Origin of the sequence: Nocardioides sp. cx-169 (assembly GCF_021083605.1) — a bacterium.
Taxonomy (GTDB): domain Bacteria; phylum Actinomycetota; class Actinomycetes; order Propionibacteriales; family Nocardioidaceae; genus Nocardioides.
In genome coordinates, this window is record NZ_JAJNRO010000004.1 from 380,036 (window position 1) to 399,124 (window position 19,089).

The 19,089-nt window shown below is 72.1% G+C and carries 16 protein-coding genes; 8 read left to right on the forward strand and 8 right to left on the reverse strand.

The genetic code is table 11. The features are described from left to right. Positions 1–70: 70 nt before the first annotated feature. Both LRP67_RS07560 and LRP67_RS07565 read right to left on the reverse strand, forming a co-directional pair. On the reverse strand, positions 71–889 hold the full coding sequence (locus tag LRP67_RS07560; RefSeq protein WP_231269563.1) for a purine-nucleoside phosphorylase: 819 nt from the start codon (positions 887–889) through the stop codon (positions 71–73). A 77-nt stretch (positions 890–966) separates the two neighbouring features. Beyond that, positions 967–1,419 (reverse strand): gamma-glutamylcyclotransferase, encoded by a 453-nt coding sequence (locus tag LRP67_RS07565; protein ID WP_231269564.1) that lies wholly within the window; start codon positions 1,417–1,419, stop codon positions 967–969. 37 nt (positions 1,420–1,456) lie between these two features. Here LRP67_RS07565 and lpdA point away from each other — a divergent pair, with 37 nt between their 5' ends. Continuing rightward, the gene (gene lpdA / locus LRP67_RS07570; RefSeq protein WP_231269565.1) at positions 1,457–2,848 is read left to right on the forward strand and encodes a dihydrolipoyl dehydrogenase; all 1,392 of its coding nucleotides are present in this window, start codon (positions 1,457–1,459) and stop codon (positions 2,846–2,848) included. Positions 2,849–2,970: 122 nt separating this feature from the next. Beyond that, the gene (locus LRP67_RS07575) at positions 2,971–4,353 is read left to right on the forward strand and encodes an NAD(P)H-quinone dehydrogenase (protein ID WP_231269566.1); all 1,383 of its coding nucleotides are present in this window, start codon (positions 2,971–2,973) and stop codon (positions 4,351–4,353) included. Between the two features lie 7 nt (positions 4,354–4,360). On the opposite strand, the gene LRP67_RS07580 is transcribed toward LRP67_RS07575, so the two are convergent. Beyond that, a complete protein-coding gene (locus LRP67_RS07580) occupies positions 4,361–5,032 on the reverse strand; it encodes a hypothetical protein (RefSeq protein WP_231269567.1) in 672 nt (223 codons plus the stop codon). Between the two features lie 54 nt (positions 5,033–5,086). On the opposite strand from LRP67_RS07580, the gene LRP67_RS21805 reads away from it, so the two are divergent. Next, a complete protein-coding gene (locus tag LRP67_RS21805) occupies positions 5,087–6,283 on the forward strand; it encodes a SpoIID/LytB domain-containing protein (RefSeq protein WP_231269568.1) in 1,197 nt (398 codons plus the stop codon). A gap of 120 nt (positions 6,284–6,403) precedes the next feature. Then, on the forward strand, positions 6,404–7,582 hold the full coding sequence (locus LRP67_RS07590) for a SpoIID/LytB domain-containing protein (protein ID WP_231269569.1): 1,179 nt from the start codon (positions 6,404–6,406) through the stop codon (positions 7,580–7,582). 15 nt (positions 7,583–7,597) lie between these two features. Here LRP67_RS07590 and LRP67_RS07595 read toward each other — a convergent pair whose 3' ends face one another. The 4 genes from LRP67_RS07595 to LRP67_RS07610 all read right to left on the reverse strand — a co-directional run bounded on the left by LRP67_RS07595 (position 7,598) and on the right by LRP67_RS07610 (position 14,157). Continuing rightward, positions 7,598–9,148 (reverse strand): hypothetical protein, encoded by a 1,551-nt coding sequence (locus LRP67_RS07595; protein WP_231269570.1) that lies wholly within the window; start codon positions 9,146–9,148, stop codon positions 7,598–7,600. Positions 9,149–9,197: 49 nt separating this feature from the next. Further along, positions 9,198–10,217 carry a hypothetical protein gene (locus tag LRP67_RS07600; protein WP_231269571.1) on the reverse strand — a complete coding sequence of 340 codons (1,020 nt, stop codon included), beginning with the start codon at positions 10,215–10,217 and terminating at the stop codon, positions 9,198–9,200. Positions 10,218–10,257: 40 nt separating this feature from the next. Next, positions 10,258–10,698 carry a hypothetical protein gene (locus LRP67_RS07605; protein ID WP_231269572.1) on the reverse strand — a complete coding sequence of 147 codons (441 nt, stop codon included), beginning with the start codon at positions 10,696–10,698 and terminating at the stop codon, positions 10,258–10,260. Positions 10,699–10,770: 72 nt separating this feature from the next. Further along, positions 10,771–14,157, reverse strand: coding sequence for a pyruvate carboxylase (locus tag LRP67_RS07610; RefSeq protein WP_231269573.1), 3,387 nt, complete (start codon positions 14,155–14,157; stop codon positions 10,771–10,773). Between the two features lie 139 nt (positions 14,158–14,296). Here LRP67_RS07610 and prfB point away from each other — a divergent pair, with 139 nt between their 5' ends. Next, entirely contained in the window at positions 14,297–15,415 is a 1,119-nt protein-coding gene (gene prfB, locus LRP67_RS07615; RefSeq protein WP_231269574.1) for a peptide chain release factor 2, read from the forward strand. Here prfB and LRP67_RS07620 read toward each other — a convergent pair. Continuing rightward, complete coding sequence (locus LRP67_RS07620; protein ID WP_231269575.1) at positions 15,412–16,044, reverse strand: hypothetical protein; 633 nt, start codon at positions 16,042–16,044, stop codon at positions 15,412–15,414. The genes prfB and LRP67_RS07620 overlap by 4 nt on opposite strands. A gap of 114 nt (positions 16,045–16,158) precedes the next feature. On the opposite strand from LRP67_RS07620, the gene ftsE reads away from it, so the two are divergent. From ftsE to LRP67_RS21810, 3 genes are read left to right on the forward strand one after another with little or no spacing between them, the layout of a single operon-like run. Further along, entirely contained in the window at positions 16,159–16,851 is a 693-nt protein-coding gene (gene ftsE, locus LRP67_RS07625) for a cell division ATP-binding protein FtsE (protein WP_231269576.1), read from the forward strand. A 2-nt stretch (positions 16,852–16,853) separates the two neighbouring features. Beyond that, entirely contained in the window at positions 16,854–17,765 is a 912-nt protein-coding gene (gene ftsX, locus LRP67_RS07630; RefSeq protein ID WP_231269577.1) for a permease-like cell division protein FtsX, read from the forward strand. A 55-nt stretch (positions 17,766–17,820) separates the two neighbouring features. Next, a complete protein-coding gene (locus tag LRP67_RS21810; protein WP_231269578.1) occupies positions 17,821–19,089 on the forward strand; it encodes a M23 family metallopeptidase in 1,269 nt (422 codons plus the stop codon).

The following is a 19,089-nucleotide window of genomic DNA, read 5'->3' on the forward strand; positions in this document are numbered from 1 at the left end:
ATAACCTTACTAAGGTCTGCCTAACCTCAAATCCCGCCAAATGACCGGTCCGGCCGGGCCGACCAGACGCTCAGAGGGTGGGGACGATGCGCCCCAGCAGCTCGCCCATGCGCGACGCGGCCGCCCGGCCCGCCTCGAGGACCTCCTCGTGGTTGAGCGGCTGCCCGGTGATGCCCGCGGCGAGGTTGGTGACCAGGCTGATCCCGAGCACCTCCATCCCGGCCTCGCGGGCGGCGATGGCCTCGAGCGTCGTGCTCATGCCGACCAGATCGCCCCCGATCGCGCGCACCATGGCGATCTCGGCCGGGGTCTCGTAGTGGGGGCCGGGGAACTGCACGTAGACGCCCTCGTCGAGGCTCGGGTCCACCTCCCGGCAGAGCCCGCGCAGCCGGGGGGAGTAGAGGTCGGTGAGGTCGACGAAGCGGGGGCCGACGATGGGGGAGCGGCCGGTGAGGTTCACGTGGTCGCTGATGAGGACCGGGGTGCCCGGCGCCCAGGTCTCCTTGAGGCCGCCGCAGCCGTTGGTGAGCACGACGGTGCGGCACCCGGCGGCCGCCGCCGTACGCACGCCGTGCACGACCGCCGCGACGCCCTTGCCCTCGTAGTAGTGGGTGCGGCTCAGGAAGACGAGCAGGTTGCGCTCGCCGGCGCGGATCGAGCGGATCCTCCCCGAGTGCCCGGCCACCGCCGCGGCCGAGAAGCCGGGCAGGTCGGTGGCCGCGATCTCGGCCGTCGCCTCGCCCAGCGCGTCGACCGCGGGCAGCCAACCCGAGCCCAGCACCAGCGCCACGTCGTGCGACGCGACCCCGGTCAGCTCGGCCAAGCGGGCGGCGGCCTCGTCGGCCAGGTCGTACGGCGAGTGGTCCGGCAGCTCAGGCGTCGTCGACATCACGGGCAGCACTCTAGGCGGGCCAATCCACGACCCCGGCTTCGGCTGACCCGTCACAAACCCACGCCAGCGGTGGGTCAGCTCCCGTTGGTGCGGCAGGGGCGGCGGCGGAGGGCCGCGACGTAGTCGTCGGGCGCGGAGGCGGCCTCGGCCGCGTCGGCGAGCATGCCGAGGTAGGACGCGGAGGGCAGCCCGCCCTCGTAGGCGTCCAGGACGTAGGTCCACACCACGATCTCGCCGCTCAGGGTGGACACCCGCACCTTGGTCTTGCGGTAGAGACCGGAGTCGGCCGCCTCCCACCCGTCCAGGTCGGCCTCGTCGGCCTCGGTGATGTCGTAGACCGCGACGAAGACCTGCTCGAAGGGGTCCTGCACGATCGTGGAGAGCGAGCCGTCCCAGCCGTGCTCCTCACCGCCGAACGTGAGGCGCCACCCCTGCAGCCAGCCGGTGGTGTGCAGCGGCGAGTGAGGACAGCGCTCGCCCATGCGGGCGGGGTCCAGGTTGGTCCCGTAGGCGGCGTACAGGGTCACGGCTGAAGGTTATCGGGCGCGGCACTAGGCTGAGCGTGTGACTCACTTCGACGTTCTCGTCCTCGGCGCGGGCCCCGGTGGCTACGTCGCCGCCATCCGTGCGGCCCAGCTCGGCAAGTCCGTGGCGGTCATCGAGGAGAAGTACTGGGGCGGGGTGTGCCTCAACGTGGGCTGCATCCCCTCCAAGGCGCTCCTCAAGAACGCCGAGCTCGCCCACGTGCTCACGCACGAGAAGGACAAGTTCGGCATCGAGGGCGATGCCACGATGTCCTACGGGCCGACCCACAAGCGCTCCCGTCAGGTGAGCGCCGGGATCGTCAAGGGCGTCCACTTCCTGATGAAGAAGAACAAGATCACCGAGATCGACGGCTGGGGCACCCTGACCGGCCCCAAGGCCGTCGACGTCAAGGACAAGGACGGCAACGTCACGTCCTACACGTGCGACGACCTGATCATCGCGACCGGCGCCAAGACGCGGTTGATCCCGGGCACGTCGCTGAGCGAGCGCGTCGTGACCTACGAGGAGCAGATCCTCGACTCCGAGCTGCCCGGCTCGGTCATCATCGCCGGCTCCGGCGCGATCGGCGTCGAGTTCGCCTACGTGATGAAGAACTTCGGCGTCGACGTCACGATCGTGGAGTTCCTGGACCGCATGGTGCCGACCGAGGACGCCGATGTGTCCAAGGAGCTGGCCAAGCACTACAAGAAGCTCGGCGTGAAGGTGCTGCTCGGCACCAAGGTGGAGGGCATCGACGACTCCGGCGACAAGGTCAAGGTCACCGTCTCCAAGGACGGCAACAGCGAGGTGCTCGAGGCCGACAAGGTGCTCCAGGCCATCGGCTTCCAGCCGCGCGTCGAGGGCTACGGCCTTGAGGCCGCCGGCGTCGAGCTGACCGAGCGCGGCGCGATCGCGGTCGACGCGCGCGGGCGCACCAACGTCGACGGCGTCTACGCCATCGGCGACGTCACCGGCAAGATGATGCTGGCCCACGCCGCGGAGGCGATGGGCATCGTCGCCGCCGAGACGATCGCTGGGGCGGAGACGCAGGAGATCAACTTCGACATGATCCCGCGGGCGACGTACTGCCAGCCCCAGATCGGCTCGTTCGGCTACTCCGAGGAGCAGGCCAGGGAGTTGGGGTACGACGTCAAGACCGCGACGTTCCCGTTCTCCGCCAACGGCAAGGCCCAGGGGCTCGGCGACACCGCGGGCTTCGTCAAGATCGTGGCCGACGCCGAGCACAACGAGATCATCGGTGGGCACCTGATCGGCCCCGACGTCACCGAGCTGCTGCCCGTGCTGACCCTGGCCCAGACCTGGGACCTGACCGCCGACGAGGTGGCTCGCAACATCTTCGCCCACCCGACGCTCGGCGAGGCCGTCAAGGAGGCCATCCACGGCATCGCCGGCCACATGATCAACTTTTAGCCGACTCTCCGGCCGCGAGGGACGAGCGGCCGGAGAGTGCTCGGCAAGGTCGAGCAGCCGCGCGGCTGAGGAACGAAGCCGCGACCGGCGTGTCGAGACCCGGTGAGACGAAAGGAAACCTCATGGCGGACAAGGTCGTCATCATCGGCGGCGGACCCGGCGGCTACGAGGCGGCGCTGGTCGCGGCCCAGCTCGGTGCCCAGGTGACGGTGGTCGACACCGACGGCATCGGCGGCTCGGCGGTGCTCACCGACTGCGTGCCCAGCAAGACCCTGATCGCGACCGCGGAGCTGATGACCGACGTGGCGGGGGCGGCCGAGCTCGGCGTCAACTTCCGCGACCACGAGGGCGACGCGGCGACCGCGATCACCGTCGACCTCGCCCGGGTCAACCAGCGCGTCATGCAGCTCGCGGCCGACCAGTCCGCCGACATCACGCGCCGCCTCGCCAAGGAGGACGTCACCGTCGTGCAGGGGCGCGGGCGCCTCGACGGTCCCGGTCGGGTCGTCGTCGACGGCGACCGCACGCTGAAGGCCGACGCCGTCCTTGTCGCCACCGGGGCCGCGCCACGCACCCTGCCGACGGCGCGGCCCGACGGCGAGCGGATCCTCACGTGGGAGCAGGTCTACGACCTGACCGAGGTGCCGACCGAGCTGATCGTGGTCGGCTCCGGGGTCACCGGCGCGGAGTTCGCCAGCGCCTACCTGGCGCTGGGGATCCCGGTCACGCTGGTGTCCTCGCGCGACCGCGTGCTTCCCGGCGAGGACGCCGACGCGTCCCTGGTCCTGGAGGAGGTCTCCAAGCGCCGCGGCATGAAGGTGCTCTCGCAGTCCCGCATGGAGTCGGTCACGCGCGACGGCGACGTCGTCACGGTCGCTCTCACCGACGGGCGTCGCATCCAGGGCTCGCACTGCATCCTCGCGCTGGGCTCGGTGCCCAACACCGGCGACCTCGGTCTCGAGGAGGCCGGCGTCGTCCTCACCGACGGCGGCTTCGTCAACGTCGACCGGGTCTCGCGTACGTCGGCCCGCGGCGTCTACGCCGCCGGCGACTGCACCGGGGTGCTCATGCTCGCCTCGGTCGCGGCGATGCAGGGGCGCATCGCGATGTGGCACTTCCTCGGCGACAAGGTCAGCCCCCTGGACCTCAAGCAGGTCTCCTCGAACGTGTTCACGGCGCCCGAGATCGCCACCGTCGGCTGGAGCCAGAAGGCCGTCGACGCGGGAGAGATCGCCGCCGAGGTCGTCATGCTGCCGCTGTCGGGCAACGCCCGCGCCAAGATGCAGGGCGTCCACGACGGCTTCGTCAAGCTGTTCTGCCGTCCGGGCACGGGCATCATCGTCGGTGGGGTGGTGGTCGGTCCGCGCGCCAGCGAGCTGATCCACCCGGTGTCGGTCGCGGTGGCCGAGTCGCTGACCGCCGACCAGCTCGCCCAGGCGTTCACCGTCTATCCCTCGATGAGCGGCTCCGTGGCGGAGGCCGCCCGACGTCTGCACCGAGTCTGACCGGCGTCTAGGGGAACGGCGAGCCGTAGATCCCCACGCCGGAGTTCTGCGTCTGCCCGACGTACAGGGCCCACTGGCCCTGCGCGGCCCGCTTGCCGTCGAGCACCGCCTTGACGTCGATCGTGCCGGCGAGAGCCTCGTAGGCGCTGCCGGCGGCGAACCAGGGCAGGTATTGATCGGCGACCCGCACGACGCGCATGACCGGGAGCTGGGAGTGCTCGATCCGGTTCAGGTCCTCGCGGCACATCGGGACGGCGCGCTTCACACCGCCCGGCGGCGCCCACGCCAGCTCGGCCACCGAGGGGCCGTGCTGGGGGTTGAAGAAGCAGGGCGGGAGCCGCTCGGGCAGCGGCGTGCCGTCGCGCCGCGCCAGGACGCAGGCGCGGTGGTAGCGGCCCTCCTCCAGCACGGCGCCGATCTCGATGAGGTCGTCGTCGGTGGACTCGCGGGTGAACCGCTGCGTGGCCGACTCGTAGCGGTCGAGCGCCTTCTGGTAGTCGGCGCGCATGTCGTCGTCGAGCTCCGTGGTCATCGTGTCCACGTGCAGCTCGGCGAGCTGCTCGCCGAACAGCGTGATGTCCTCGTCGACGATCCGCCACCGCACCCGGGCGAGCTCGCGCGCCACGAGGGTGTCGGTGTCGGTGCCGCGGCGACGTCGCCACCACTGGAGGAGGCCCATGGGGCATGGTCGCACGGCCGGGAGGCAGATGCCGGGAATGTGTACCGTGGACCGGTGCTCTCTCGGACCTCGCTCCTCGCCGCCCTGACCCTCCTGACGACCCTCCTGACGACCCTGCTGCCGGCCGGCAGCGCGTCGGCCGCCGTGCAGGACGTGCCCGACGGCGCGACGGTCCGGATCGTCGGTCACGGCTACGGGCACGGCCACGGACTCTCGCAGTACGGCGCTCAGCACGCGGCCACCAAGGGCGTGGGGTACCGCAAGATCCTGCGCTACTACTACCCCGGCACGCGGCCGGGGAAGGCCGGCGGGCCCGTGCGCGTGCTGATCAGCGCCGACACCTCCCGCGACGTCGTGGTGGCCGCCGGCCGCGGCCTGGTGGTCCGCTCCGTCGGAGGACGCCCCACGCGGCTGGACGCGGTCCGCCCGCGCGCGACGCGCTGGCGGATCGTCCCGGTGGCCGGCGGTCGCCGCAGCGCCGTGGACTTCAAGGTGCGGTCGTCCTGGCGCCGCCTCAAGACCCTGAAGGGGGAGGCCGAGTTCGTCGCCGGTGGCCGGCCCATCCGGCTCTTCGTGGGTGGCAGCAGCCGCTCCTACCGTGGAGCCCTGCGCTCGGCCGCACCCGGCCAGGGCCTCGACCGCGACACGGTCAACGTCGTGTCGCTCGACGCCTACCTCAAGGGAGTCGTGCCGCGTGAGGTGCCGTCGTACTGGCACCCGCAGGCGCTGCGCGCCCAGGCGGTCGCGGCGCGCACCTACGCCGCCTACGAGCGCAAGCACTCCACGCGACGGCACTACCAGCTCTGCGACACCGACCGGTGCCAGGTCTACGGCGGCGCCACCGACGAGCAGCGGGCCACGTCGAAGGCCATCGACGCCACGCGGGGCCAGGTGCTGACCCACGGCGGGGGGCCGATCTTCTCGCAGTTCTCCGCCAGCAGCGGCGGCTGGACCGCGCGCGGCGCGTTCTCCTACCTGCCCGCCAAGCCGGATCGCTACGACGACTTCCCGGGCAACGACTACCACGACTGGACCGTGTCGACGACGGACGCGAAGATCCAGCAGACCTGGCCCGCGGTCGGCGACCTGGCGTCGATCGAGACCACCCAGCGCGACGGCAACGGCGAGTGGGGCGGACGGGTCGGCACGGTCGTCCTGCGGGGCTCGGGCGGCACCGTCACCGTGTCGGGCGACGACTTCCGCTTCCTGCTCGGCCTGTACTCCACCTGGTTCACTCTCCGCGTCTCCTGAACTACGGCTCTGTAGTTCGCTCGAAGCCCTGGCGCCCCTCTGGGGCGCGTGGTGCCATATGGGGTCACACGGGGTCACACGAGTGCTCTCCCGTCCCAGTCGTCACCCCGGGAGCACGTCATGCGTACCCGTCTCGCCGGCCTGCTGGCGCTCGCGCTGCTCGCGTTCGCGACCCCCGCCGAGGCGGCCGCCGCGGACTCGTGGCGGGTCCCGACCCGGGCGTGGCTGACGGTGTCGGGCCACGGCTACGGCCACGGCCACGGGATGTCGCAGTACGGCGCCGAGGGCGCGGCCCGGCAGGGGCTGACCTACCGCCAGATCGCCGGCTTCTACTACCCGGGCACGGCGTGGGGGAGCGCCGCGGGCCGCATCCGGGTAGCCATCAGCGCAGACACCAGCGACGACCTCGTGGTGCTCAGCCGCCGCGGGCTGATGCTGCGCGACACCGCCGGGGGCGCGGCCGTCCTGCTGCCCGAGAACGGCGCGAGCCGCTGGCGCGTGACCGTGACGCCGCAGGGGCGCAACCGGGTCTCCTACAGGGCCGACCGGTGGCGGCGCTGGCGCGACCTGCGGGGCGAGGGCGAGTTCCTCGCCGGCGGGCGGCCCATCACGCTGGTCACCGCCTCGGGCAACCGTCCCTACCGGGGCCGCCTGCGTGCCGTCGCTCCGAGCCGGGGCTCGCTCGCCCGCGACACCGTCAACGACCTCGCCCTCGACCAGTACCTGCGGGGCGTGGTCCCTCTCGAGATCCCAGCCTCGTGGAGCCCCGAGGCGGTGCGCGCGCAGGCCGTCGCGGCGCGCACCTATGCGACGTACGAGCGGGCGCACCGGCCCGGCGGCCTGCTGTGCGACACCACCTCCTGCCAGGTGTACGGCGGTCAGGCGGCGGAGCACCCCGCGTCCGACGCCGCCATCAGGGCCACGGCCGGCCAGGTCCTCACGTACGCCGGGGCCCCGGCGTTCACGCAGTTCGCGTCGAGCAGCGGGGGCTGGACCTCCGCGGGGTCGGTGCCCTACCTCGCCGCCGTCGAGGACCCCTACGACGGCTGGGCCGGCAACCCCGTCCACGACTGGACCACGCGCCTGGCCGACACCCACATCGAGCGGGCCTGGCCCCGCATCGGCGACCTCACCGGCCTGACGGTGACCCGCCGCGACGGCAACGGCGAGTGGGGCGGGCGCGTCCGCTCGCTGACCCTCACCGGCACGAAGGGCTCGGTCGTGGTCTCCGGAGACACCTTCCGCTCCGCGCTCGGCCTGCGCTCGACGTGGCTGACCTTCGCGCTGTCGCCCCGCTGAGCGGGCGGGTGGCGCTCAGTCCAGGTAGAAGTTGACCTCGTCGAGGAGGATCCCCTCGCCGGCCGGCGACGGCTTGCCGCGGACGTCGTGTCCGATGCCGATCGTGTGCACCTGGCTCGTGCCATTGGCGTAGCTGAGCCGGATCCGGCCGCGGGACAGCACGCGGTAGGTGCCGCGCTCGTCGGCGGGCACGACGGCCCAGACCGTTCCGACACCCGGGGCACCGATCGAGCCGAGGGTCTGGCGGGAGCGGACGAAGCGGCCGCGCTTGTCCATCGTGAGCCACTCGGTCCACGTCGCGCAGTAGATGCCGCAGGTGCCCTCGAAGTTCTGGTGGATCAGCCGGAGGGCGAGCTTGGCGCCCGGCTTGGGGGTGCTCAGCGGGAAGTAGTCCTGCTTGCCGAGGCGGATGCCCTCGGTGGTGGCCCGGCCCTTGCCGAGGCCGGTGACGCGCACGAGCCCCGTGCGCGCGTTGTACTGGTAGGGGCGACAGGTCCGGCTGGCCTTCGCGCAGCGGGGAGCCCCCACCTTGTCGAAGCCCACGTGGGCGAAGCGGGGGCTCACGAACCGCACCGCCACGTTGTCCCAGCCCTGGTCGACCTGGACCGGCTTGTGGCCCCAGTAGTAGCGGCCGACCAGGGAGGGCAGCGTGCGGGGCCGGGGCTTCTCGACGATCCGCACGGTGGCGACGGCCCGGTGGCCGCCCTGCGCGGTCACGGTCATCCGCAGGGTCCGGGGCTTGCTGCCCTTGAGCCGCACCCGGAACCTCTCGAAGTACTCCGTGCTCCGCGCCCCCAGCGTCCCGTAGGAGCGCGTGGCGGGCTGGAACGCGAGTCCCGCTCCGCTGAGCCGCACGGTGGTGCCGCGCGCGTCGGCGCGGCCGGAGTTGAGCAGGTCCACCTCGACGGTCGTCCACCGGCCGCGATAGCTGCCCTGCACCGGTGCGCCGCGGGCGATCGCCAGCCGTGGGGTCCAGACGGTCTCGAGGTCGTCGGCGTAGAGGCCGGAGGTCTCGGTGCCACCGACGTCGGTGCTGAAGGCGAAGGCGCAGTCCCACTCCGCGGTGCGCACGGCCGACGCGGCGGCGGAGGTGAGGGTGAGCACGGCGCCGGTGCGGCTGCGGCTGACCGCCAGGCTCGCCGAGCCGATCGCGCCTCCGGTGTCGGCGGTGGTCGTGGCGCCGGCGACCGCCGCCCGCGACTGGCAGGTGTCACCGCTCCACTCGCCCAGGTGCACGTAGACGACGGAGTTGGCGCCGGGCGTCGCGCCGAGCGTCACGGTCGCGGTGATGCGGCTCGCCTGGAGATCCTGCACCACCGTGGCGCGCGCGATGTTGGTGGCCGGGTCGGCGCCGGCCGCGCGCACGTCGGTCAGCTGGGCCACGCGTCTGACGGCCCCGTCGGCGTAGTCGCTGCGGGCCGAGGTCGCCGCCCGACCGGCGCCGGGCGCACGACGCTCGGCGGCGTCGTCCGGTCCCACGCGGACCCGGGACGGGTCGGCCCCGGCCGGCGAGGCGGCCAGCAGCCCTCCCATCAGCACCAGGGTGGTCAGGGTCGTCAGCGGCACGCGCACACGTCCTCCAGACATCGATCGGGCCTGCAGGATAAGACATCTTTCATCCCCTGGGGGAGCGGCTGTCCAGCGCACCCGAGCTCGGATCAGCCCAGCTCCCCTGCGGGGAGCCGGTGTCGCTGCGCGTCTGAGCGCCGAGGGGCGCCGGGTGCCCGACGCGGAGCCCGCGGGTCAACGCCGACGGGAGGGCGGAGATCACCACGAGCGCGACGAAGCCGGTGATCATCTTGTCTCCGGCCGAGGTGAGGACGTTGGACAGCCCGACCGACACCGTCAGGGCGTCGGTGAGCTGGACGAAGGTGGCGGTGAGCGTGTCCTGGCCGTGGCCGTTGGAGCCGCCGTAGACCAGGACCAGGATCGGCACGGCGACCAGGGTGCAGGCCAGCGCCACCAGCAGGTTGAGCGAGAAGAAGCGCGGCAGCGAGGCGCCCATGCCCCACCGACGCACGCCGTAGCCCCAGACCAGCGCGCCCGCCACGTTGACCAGGGCGAAGGGCACCGAGACCAGTCCGCTGCTGACCACGCCCACGAGGTTGGTGGCCACGCCGACGGTGGCGCCGCGCCACGGGCCTAGCACGATCGCCGCGATCGCGGTCCCGGTCATGTCGAGGTAGACCGGGAGGTCCAGCACGTCCACGAGCGCCCGGCCGGCGAGGTTGACGACGACGCAGGCGAGCACCAGGAGCACCACCTGCTGCCGCGCCGTTCGCGCGGGCGGGGGCGGGGCCTCCGGAGAGGGAGGAAGCGCCGGCGCGACGTCACGGCAGCGCGCCACCCACGCGTCCACGTCCTGGTCGTCGCCCCCCAGTGCGGCGGCGACCTCGCGCACCAGGGCCAGGTTGACCCGGGTGCGACCCGGTCGGAAGACGTCGTAGACGGTGGTGCGGGCGACCCGGGACGCCTCCTCGCTCATGCCGTCGGCCCGCCGCCGCTGGGCGACCAGCCGCGCGATCTCGGCGTACGACGGGTCGCCGGCGCGCTGACGCAGCGCCCGCAGCTCGGCGGCCAGCCCGTCCCAGGCACCGGCGGAGCCGGGGCCGGGCTGGGGTGCCCCCGCCGTCACCGGCGGGCCCCACGTCCGGCCCCGGGTCGCCTCCGGGGCGTCAGACGCCGGAGTGCCTGAAGCTGATCTTCCGCTTGGTGCCGGTGCACTTGCCGCCCGTGAGGCGCAGCCAGCCGGCGGCCTTGCGCGCCTTGGTGAAGGTGACCCGCACCGCCAGCGTGTACTTCACCCCGCCGAGGCGGAAGGACTGGGTCTTGCTGGCCACGCCGTTGCGGATCGGGACCCGGCCCTTGGCCTTGTCCTTGCCGCTGAACTCGTTGAAGAGGATCCGGTCGCCGCGACACACACGGCGCAGCAGGGAGAAGTGCGCCTTGTCGCCCCTGACCTCGAAGTTGGCGGCCTCCTTGAGCCCTCCGCCTGAGTGCACGGTGTTCCACCAGTAGTAGCCGGGGGCCGGGGTGACCGGCGCGGCGGAGGAGGCGGCCGGCAGCAGAGCCGTGGTGACGAGGGCGAGCAGGAGCCCGATGAGAATGCGTTTCATGGCCAGGATCGTAGGGACGCGCGAGGGCGCGCTTGCGCCGTGCGAGCCCTTCCCGAACAAGCCCGAACACGCTCAGTCGAGGACCAGCACCAGGTCGCCGCCGTCGACGGACTGGGTGCCGGACAGGGCGACCCGCTCGACCGTGCCGTCCACGGGGGCGGTGATGGAGGCCTCCATCTTCATGGCCTCGATCGTCGCGACCGTGTCGCCGGCCTTGACGGCGTCGCCCTCGGAGACGGCGATCGTGACCGCGCCCTGGAACGGCGCCGCGACGTGACCAGGCTTGGCCGGGTCGGCCTTCTCGGCGGCGGCCACCTCGGAGGCGACCGACTTGTCGCGGATGCTGATCGGGCGCATCTGGCCGTTGATCGTGGCCATCACGCTGCGGTAGCCGCGCTCGTCGGGCTCGCCGATCGCCTGCAGCCCGAGCAGCAGGGTGACGCCCTCCTCGAGCTCGACCTCGTGCTCCTCGCCGCGCCGCAGCCCGTAGAGGTAGTCCAGCGTGGGCAGGACCGACACGTCGCCGTAGGTCTGGCGACCTTCGGCGAAGGTCTTCGTGGGGCCGGGGAAGAGCAGCTCGTTGAGCGTCTGGCGCCGGGTTGGCTGGGCGCCGGCCAGGCCGGCGGCCTGCTCCTCGCCGAGCTCCTCGGCCGGAGGCGTGTAGGAGCGGCCCTCCAGCGCCTTGGTGCGGAACGGCTCGGGCCAGCCGCCCGGCGGATCGCCGAGCTCGCCGTTGAGGAAGCCGATGACCGAGTCGGGGATGTCGAACCTCGCGGGGTCGTCGGCGAACTCCTGCGGGTCGGCGCCGAGGCCCACGAGCGCGAGCGCGAGGTCGCCGACCACCTTGGACGACGGCGTCACCTTCACGACGTTGCCGAGGATGTCGTTGGCCGCGGCGTACATGTCCTCGACCTGCTCGAACTTCTCGCCCAGGCCGAGCGCGATGGCCTGCTGACGCAGGTTGGAGAGCTGGCCACCGGGGATCTCGTGGCGGTAGACGCGCCCGGTCGGCGCGGGCAGGCCCGACTCGAACGGCGCGTAGACGCGGCGCATCGCCTCCCAGTAGGGCTCCAGCGCGTTGACGGCGGCCAGCGACAGCCCGGTCTCGCGCTCGGAGTGGTCGGTGGCCGAGACCAGCGCCGAGAGCGGCGGCTGCGAGGTCGTGCCGGCCATCGAGGCGCTGGCGGCGTCGACCGCGTCGACGCCGGAGTCGATGGCGGCCAGCAGCGTGCCGAGCTGGCCGCCCGGGGTGTCGTGGGTGTGCAGGTGCACCGGCAGGTCGAACTCGCGGCGCAGCGCGGTGACCAGCGTGCGCGCGGCCGGCGCACGGAGCAGTCCCGCCATGTCCTTGATCGCGAGCACGTGGGCGCCGGCGTCGACGATCCGCTCGGCCAGCTTGAGGTAGTAGTCCAGGGTGTAGAGCTTCTCGGCCGGGTCGGAGAGGTCGCCGGTGTAGCAGAGCGCGACCTCGGCGACGGTGGTGCCCGTGGCGCGCACCGCCTCGATCGCGGGGCGCATCTGCTCGACGTCGTTGAGCGCGTCGAAGATCCGGAAGACGTCGATGCCCGTGGCCGCGGCCTCCTGGACGAACGCGTCGGTGACGGCGGTGGGGTACGGCGTGTAGCCGACCGTGTTGCGCCCGCGCAGCAGCATCTGCAGGCAGATGTTGGGGATCGACTGCCGCAGCTTGTCGAGCCGCTCCCAGGGGTCCTCCTGCAGGAAGCGCAACGCCACGTCGTAGGTCGCGCCGCCCCAGGCCTCCACCGACCACAGCTGCGGCGTCGTGCGCGCCACGTGGCCGGCGACCGCGGTCAGGTCGCGGGTGCGCACGCGGGTGGCCAGCAGCGACTGGTGCGCGTCGCGGAAGGTCGTGTCGGTCACCGCGACCGTGCTCTGCTCGCGCAGCCGACGCGCGAACTCGTCCGGGCCGACCTCGAGCAGCAGCTGGCGGGTGCCGTCGGGAGCCGGGACCTCGAGGTTGACCTCGGGCAGCTTGCTGGCCGGGTCCAGGGTCACCGGCGCCGGCCCGTGCGGCTGGTTGACGGTGACGTCGGCGAGATAGGTGAGCAGCTTGGTGCCGCGGTCGCCGCTCGCGCGGGCCTGGAGCAGCTGCGGGTGGGTCTCGATGAACGAGGTGGTGATGTGGCCGCTGGAGAAGTCCGGGTCGGCCAGCACCGCCTGCAGGAACGCGATGTTGGTGGAGACGCCGCGGATGCGGAACTCCGCCACCGCACGGCGCGCCTTCTGCACGGCGATGTCGAAGGTCCGGCCGCGGCAGGTGAGCTTGGCCAGCATCGAGTCGAAGTGCGCGGAGACCTCCGCGCCGGTGTACGTCGTACCACCGTCGAGACGGACGCCGCCGCCGCCGGGGGAGCGGTAGGTGGTGATCACGCCGGTGTCGGGACGGAAGTTGTTGGCCGGGTCCTCCGTGGTGATCCGGCACTGCAGGGCGGCGCCGCGCAGCTGGATGGAGTCCTGCGACAGGCCGAGGTCGGCGAGGGTCTCGCCCGCGGCGATCCGCAGCTGCGACTGCACCAGGTCGACGTCGGTGACCTCCTCGGTGACCGTGTGCTCGACCTGGATGCGCGGGTTCATCTCGATGAAGACGTAGTTGCCGTGCGGGTCGAGCAGGAACTCGACGGTGCCGGCGTTGCGGTAGCCGATCTCGCGGGCGAAGCGGACCGCGTCGTCGCACATCCGCTGGCGCAGCTCGGGGTCCAGGTTGGGCGCGGGGGCGATCTCGACGACCTTCTGGTGGCGTCGCTGCACCGAGCAGTCGCGCTCGAAGAGGTGGATCACGTTCCCCTCCCCGTCCGCGAGGATCTGCACCTCGATGTGGCGCGGCTCGACCACGGCCTGCTCGATGAAGACGGTGGGATCGCCGAAGGCGCCCTCGCCCTCGCGCATGCAGGTCTCGACCGCCTCGCGCAGGTCCTTGGGGTCGTCGACGCGCCGCATGCCGCGCCCGCCGCCGCCGGCGACGGCCTTGACGAACAGCGGGTAGGGCAGCGCCTGGGCCGACTCGACCAGCGCGTCCACGTCGGTCGACGGCTCCACGCTGGCCAGCGTCGGCACCCCGGCGGCCTTGGCCGCCGCGATGGCGCGGGCCTTGTTGCCGGTCAGCGTCAGGACGTCGGAGGTCGGGCCGATGAACGTGATACCCGCGTTGGCGCAGGCCTCGGCCAGTGCGGGGTTCTCGCTCAGGAAGCCGTAGCCGGGGTAGACCGCGTCGGCGCCGGCCTTCACCGCGGTCGCGACGATCGTCTCGGGGTCGAGGTAGGCCCGGACCGGGTGCCCCCGCTCACCGATCTCGTAGGCCTCGTCGGCCTTGAGCCGGTGCTCGGACCAGCGGTCCTCGTAGGGGAAGACGGCGACCGTCCGGGCGCCGAGCTCGTAGGCGGCCCGGAAGGCCCGGATGGCGATCTCGCCACGGTTGGCGACCAGCACCTTGGAGAACATGGGGATCACCCTATGAGGCCCGCCCCGTCGTCGTTGTGCCGCGCGTCACCCGTGGACAGCCCGAGGCCCACGAGGGCCGAGCCGCGGCCGGAGCGAGCGTGTCGAGACCCTGCGCACCCGTGACGTAATGTTGCTCATCGTGGCAGGACCCGATTACGACTCCGAGATCAAGCAGCTCCAGGCGACGATGCACACCATCGAGCAGGTGCTCGACATCGACAACATGCGCACCGAGATCGCCGACCTCGGTGAGCAGGTCGCCGCCCCCGACCTGTGGGACGACCAGGCCAACGCGACCCGGGTCACCGGCCGGCTCTCCGCGCTGCAGGGCGAGGTGGACCGCTTCGCCGCGCTCCAGAGCCGCATCGAGGACCTCGAGATCATGGTCGAGCTGGCCACCGAGGAGGGCGACGCCGACTCGCTCGCCGACGCCGAGCGCGAGCTCGGCCGGATCCAGAAGGCCGTCGAGCGGCTCGAGGTCCGCACGCTGCTCAACGGCGAGTACGACCCGCGCGAGGCGCTGGTGAGCATCCGCGCCGGCGCCGGCGGCGTCGACGCCGCCGACTTCGCCGAGACCCTGATGCGCATGTACGTGCGTTGGGCCGAGCAGCACGACTACCCGGTGGAGGTCTACGAGACCTCCTACGCCGAGGAGGCCGGCCTGAAGTCGGCCACCTTCGCCATCCACGCGCCGTACGCCTACGGAACCCTCAGCGTCGAGGCCGGCACCCACCGGCTCGTGCGGATCAGCCCCTTCGACAACCAGGGCCGCCGCCAGACCAGCTTCGCCGCGGTCGAGGTGGTCCCCGTGCTCGAGCAGACCGACGAGATCGACGTGCCCGACGAGGAGATCCGCGTCGACGTCTACCGCTCCGGCGGCCCGGGCGGCCAGTCGGTCAACACCACCGACTCCGCGGTGCGCCTGACCCACATCCCCACCGGCACGGTGGTCTCCTGCCAGAACGAGAAGAGCCAGCTGCAGAACAAGGCCAGCGCCATGGTGGTGCTCAAGGCCAAGCTGCTCGCCCTCAAGAAGGCCGAGGAGAAGGCCCACCTCGACGGGCTGCGCGGCGACGTGCAGGCCAGCTGGGGCGACCAGATGCGCAACTACGTGCTCAACCCCTACCAGGTGGTCAAGGACCTGCGCACCGGCTACGAGGTCGGCAACCCGACCGCGGTCTTCGACGGCGACCTGGACGGCTTCCTCGAGGCCGGCATCCGCTGGCGCCGCGGTGCCGACAAGGCCGAGGCCAACTAGGAGCGGCGCTCGGCCGCACTCGCGACGGTGACGCACCAGCGGTCGGCCCGCTCCTGCAGCGCGGCGGCCGCCACGGCCGCCGGCGCCGAGAGCTCGCAGGTGAGCCAGGCGTCGCCGAACAGCCCGCGGTAGGACTGCTGCCGGGTGCCGCCCCGCTCGCACTGCAGGGCGAGCGACGGCACGCCGTACGCCGGGGCGCCCGGGACGACCCGGCAGCCCCTGGTCTTGCGGGCGGCGGCGACCAGCGTGGCTGCGGTCTCGGCCGTGACCGGGGGAGCGAAGACCCAGGCCCGGGCCACCGTGCCGTCCTCGGCGCTCCAGGTGCAGCCGTACTCATGGGCCACATCGCGGACGCCGGCGGTCAGGTCGGTGCGCTCGCCGTTGCCGTACGACGTCTCGGCGACCGGCTCCGCGCCGAGGGCCTCGCGCACGGCCTCCTCGGGCACCCGGTCGCAGAATGCCCCACGCTCGGCGGTCAGGTCCGTGGTGTCGAAGTCCGTGAGCGGCACGCTGGGTGCGCTCGTCGGGGCGTCGTCGTCCTGCGCCGGAGCGCCGACCACGACCACGCCGACCGCGACGGTGAGGGCCGTCGCGCCGAGTGCGAGCGCGAGGACGCGGGGGACGGACACGCGCCCACGATACGGATCCGCGCGCGCGCCGCGGGAGCGACCTCCGCCACACCCCTCGGAGGCCGGGAGCGGGGGTCCGGGAAACGCACCGCGGGCTCGGCTACTGTCGATTCAGTGATTCGCTTCGAGAAGGTCACCAAGACCTATCCCGGTCCGGGAAAGCCTGCCCTGGACAACGTGTCCATCAACATCGAGAAGGGCGAGTTCGTCTTCCTCGTCGGGGCCTCCGGGTCCGGCAAGTCGACCGCCCTGCGGCTGGTGCTCCGCGAGACCCGCCCCACCGCCGGTCGCGTCCACGTCGCCGGCAAGGAGGTCAACCGCCTCGCCAGCTGGAAGGTGCCGCGGCTGCGCCGTCAGATCGGCACCGTGTTCCAGGACTTCCGGCTGCTCTCCGGCAAGACCGTCGCTGAGAACGTCGCCTTCGCGCTGCAGGTGATCGGCAAGCCCAGGGACGAGATCCGCGACGTGGTGCCGCGCACCCTCGAGCTGGTCGGCCTGCAGGACAAGGCCGACCGGCTCCCCGACGAGCTGTCGGGAGGCGAGCAGCAGCGCGTCGCGATCGCCCGCGCCTTCGTCAACCGGCCGATGATCCTCATCGCCGACGAGCCCACCGGCAACCTGGACCCCACCACGTCCGCCGGGATCATGAGCCTGCTCGACCGCATCAACGCCACGGGCACCACCGTGCTCATGGCCACACACGACAACTCCGTCGTGGACCAGATGCAGAAGCGCGTCATCGAGCTCGACCACGGCCGGGTCACCCGTGACGAGGCCACCGGCTCCTACGGCACCGAGGCGGTCTGAGCATGCAGCTGCGCCACACGTTCACCGAGCTCCGCCAGAGCCTGCGCCGCAACGTCTCCATGCACATCGCGGTCGTCCTCACCCTCTTCGTGTCGCTGACCCTGGTCGGCTTCGGCGCCCTGCTCAACCAGCAGGCCGTCGCCGCCGCGGACCAGTGGGGGAGCGAGCTCCAGATCACCGTCTACCTGTGTCGCGACGGCGACGACAACCCCGCCTGCGTCTCCGAGGTCACCGAGCCGCAGAAACAGGCGATCGAGGACGTGGTCGACGAGAGCCCCGAGGTCGACAACTGGTACCTCGAGTCCAAGGAGGAGGCCTTCGAGAAGGTCAAGGACCTCTACGGCGACGAGCGGTTCGAGGGCCCCGACGCCGCGCTGACGGCCGACGACATGGCCGAGTCGATCTGGATCACGCTCAAGGACCCCGACGAGTACGAGGGCATCACGAGCCAGGTCATCGGCCTGCCCGGGGTCGCCGGCGTCCAGGACCTGCGTGAGGTCGTGGGCCCCATCCTCAGCACCATCGACTGGATCAAGTTCGCCTCGTGGGCCATCGCCGGGTTCCTGGTGTTCGCCGCGCTCCTGCTGGTCGCCAACACGATCCGGCTCGCCGCGCTCGCGCGGCGCAAGGAGATCGGCATCATGCGCCTGGTCGGCGCCTCGACGCTCTACATCGCGCTGCCGTTCCTCATGGAGGCGCTGGTGACGGCGTTCCTGGGCGTGGCGCTCGCCGCCGGCGCCCTCGCGGCGCTGGTGAAGTGGGGCATCATCGGCGGACTCAGCGGCGACCTGTCGTTCATCCCGTGGATCGGCTGGCCGGAGTACGGCGTGGCCGTCGCGGTGATCGCGATCCTGGGCCCGGTGCTCACGGTGCTGCCGACACTCCTACTGACCCGGAAATACATCAAAGTCTGACCTCGGCCGCCTACGGTTGAATCGTTCACTTCCCCGAACATCAAAGGCAATACCTGTGCGCTTCTTCCCCAGCGCCTCTCGTCAGCGCGTCGTCGTGGCCTCCGTGGCCGCCGCCGTCGCCCTGGGCGGGACGGCGGTTCCTCTGGCCAACGCCTCCGCCCACGACCCGCTCAAGGACAAGCACAAGCACGTCGAGCAGCAGATCGAGCAGGCCCACGACGATCTCGGCGAGACCAGCAAGCAGGTCCAGCGGACCACCGCGCGGCTCAACGCCGTACGCGTCCGCCTGACCGCGGCCAAGACCCACCTGGACGGCGTCCGCGTCCGCCTGGCCGAGGCCCGCGCCAAGGACGCCGAGATGCAGCTCAAGCTGGTCGCGGCCCAGGAGGCGCTCGCGCAGGCCCGCCAGGACCTGCTGGACGGCCAGGAGGCGCTGGCGACCCAGCGGGTCGAGGTCGTCAACACCGTCAACGACATCTACGAGAGCGGCGACCCACGCCTGCTCGCCTTCGCCTCGCTGATGGCCGCCAAGACCCCCGAGGACGTCGTGCGGCAGATGGGCGCCACCGACGCGATCGTCGGTCGACAGGACCGGGCCTACGCCGGCCTGCACGCCGCCGAGATCGTCCTGCAGGCCCGGGAGGACCGGGTCGAGGCGGCCAAGCTGGACATGGAGACCAAGCGCGCCGACGCCGCCACCAACCTCGCCGCCGTCCGCGAGCTGGCGGAGCAGGCGCGCGTCGCCCGGGCCAGCGTCCTCGGCCTGCTGAGGAGCAACCGCAAGGCGCGCGACGAGGCCCTGAGCGCTCGCGCCCACGACCGCCAGGTGCTGCGCGAGCTGCGCAAGCGTGAGGCCCGCATCAAGCAGCAGATCCTCGCCGCGGCCGCCCAGAGCGGCGGCAAGGGCGGCTACAGCGGGGCGACCGACGGCGTGCTGCGGGCCCCCACCAGCAGCGGCTACGTCACCTCGCCGTTCGGCTACCGCACCCACCCGATCTACGGCTACTACGGCCTGCACGACGGCACCGACTTCGGCGTCGCCTGCGGGCAGTCCATGCTCGCCGTCGCCGGCGGCACCGTGATGGACACCTACTACTCCTCGGTCTACGGCAACCGGCTCTACCTCAACCTGGGCAACTACAACGGCAAGAACCTCACCGCCGTCTACAACCACCTGTCCGGGTACCGCGCCTCCGAGGGCCAGCGGGTCAGGAGCGGCGAGGTCGTCGGCTACGCCGGCTCCACCGGCTGGTCGACCGGCTGCCACCTGCACTTCACGATCCTGGTCAACGGCGACCCGGTCGACCCGATGAAGTACCTCTGA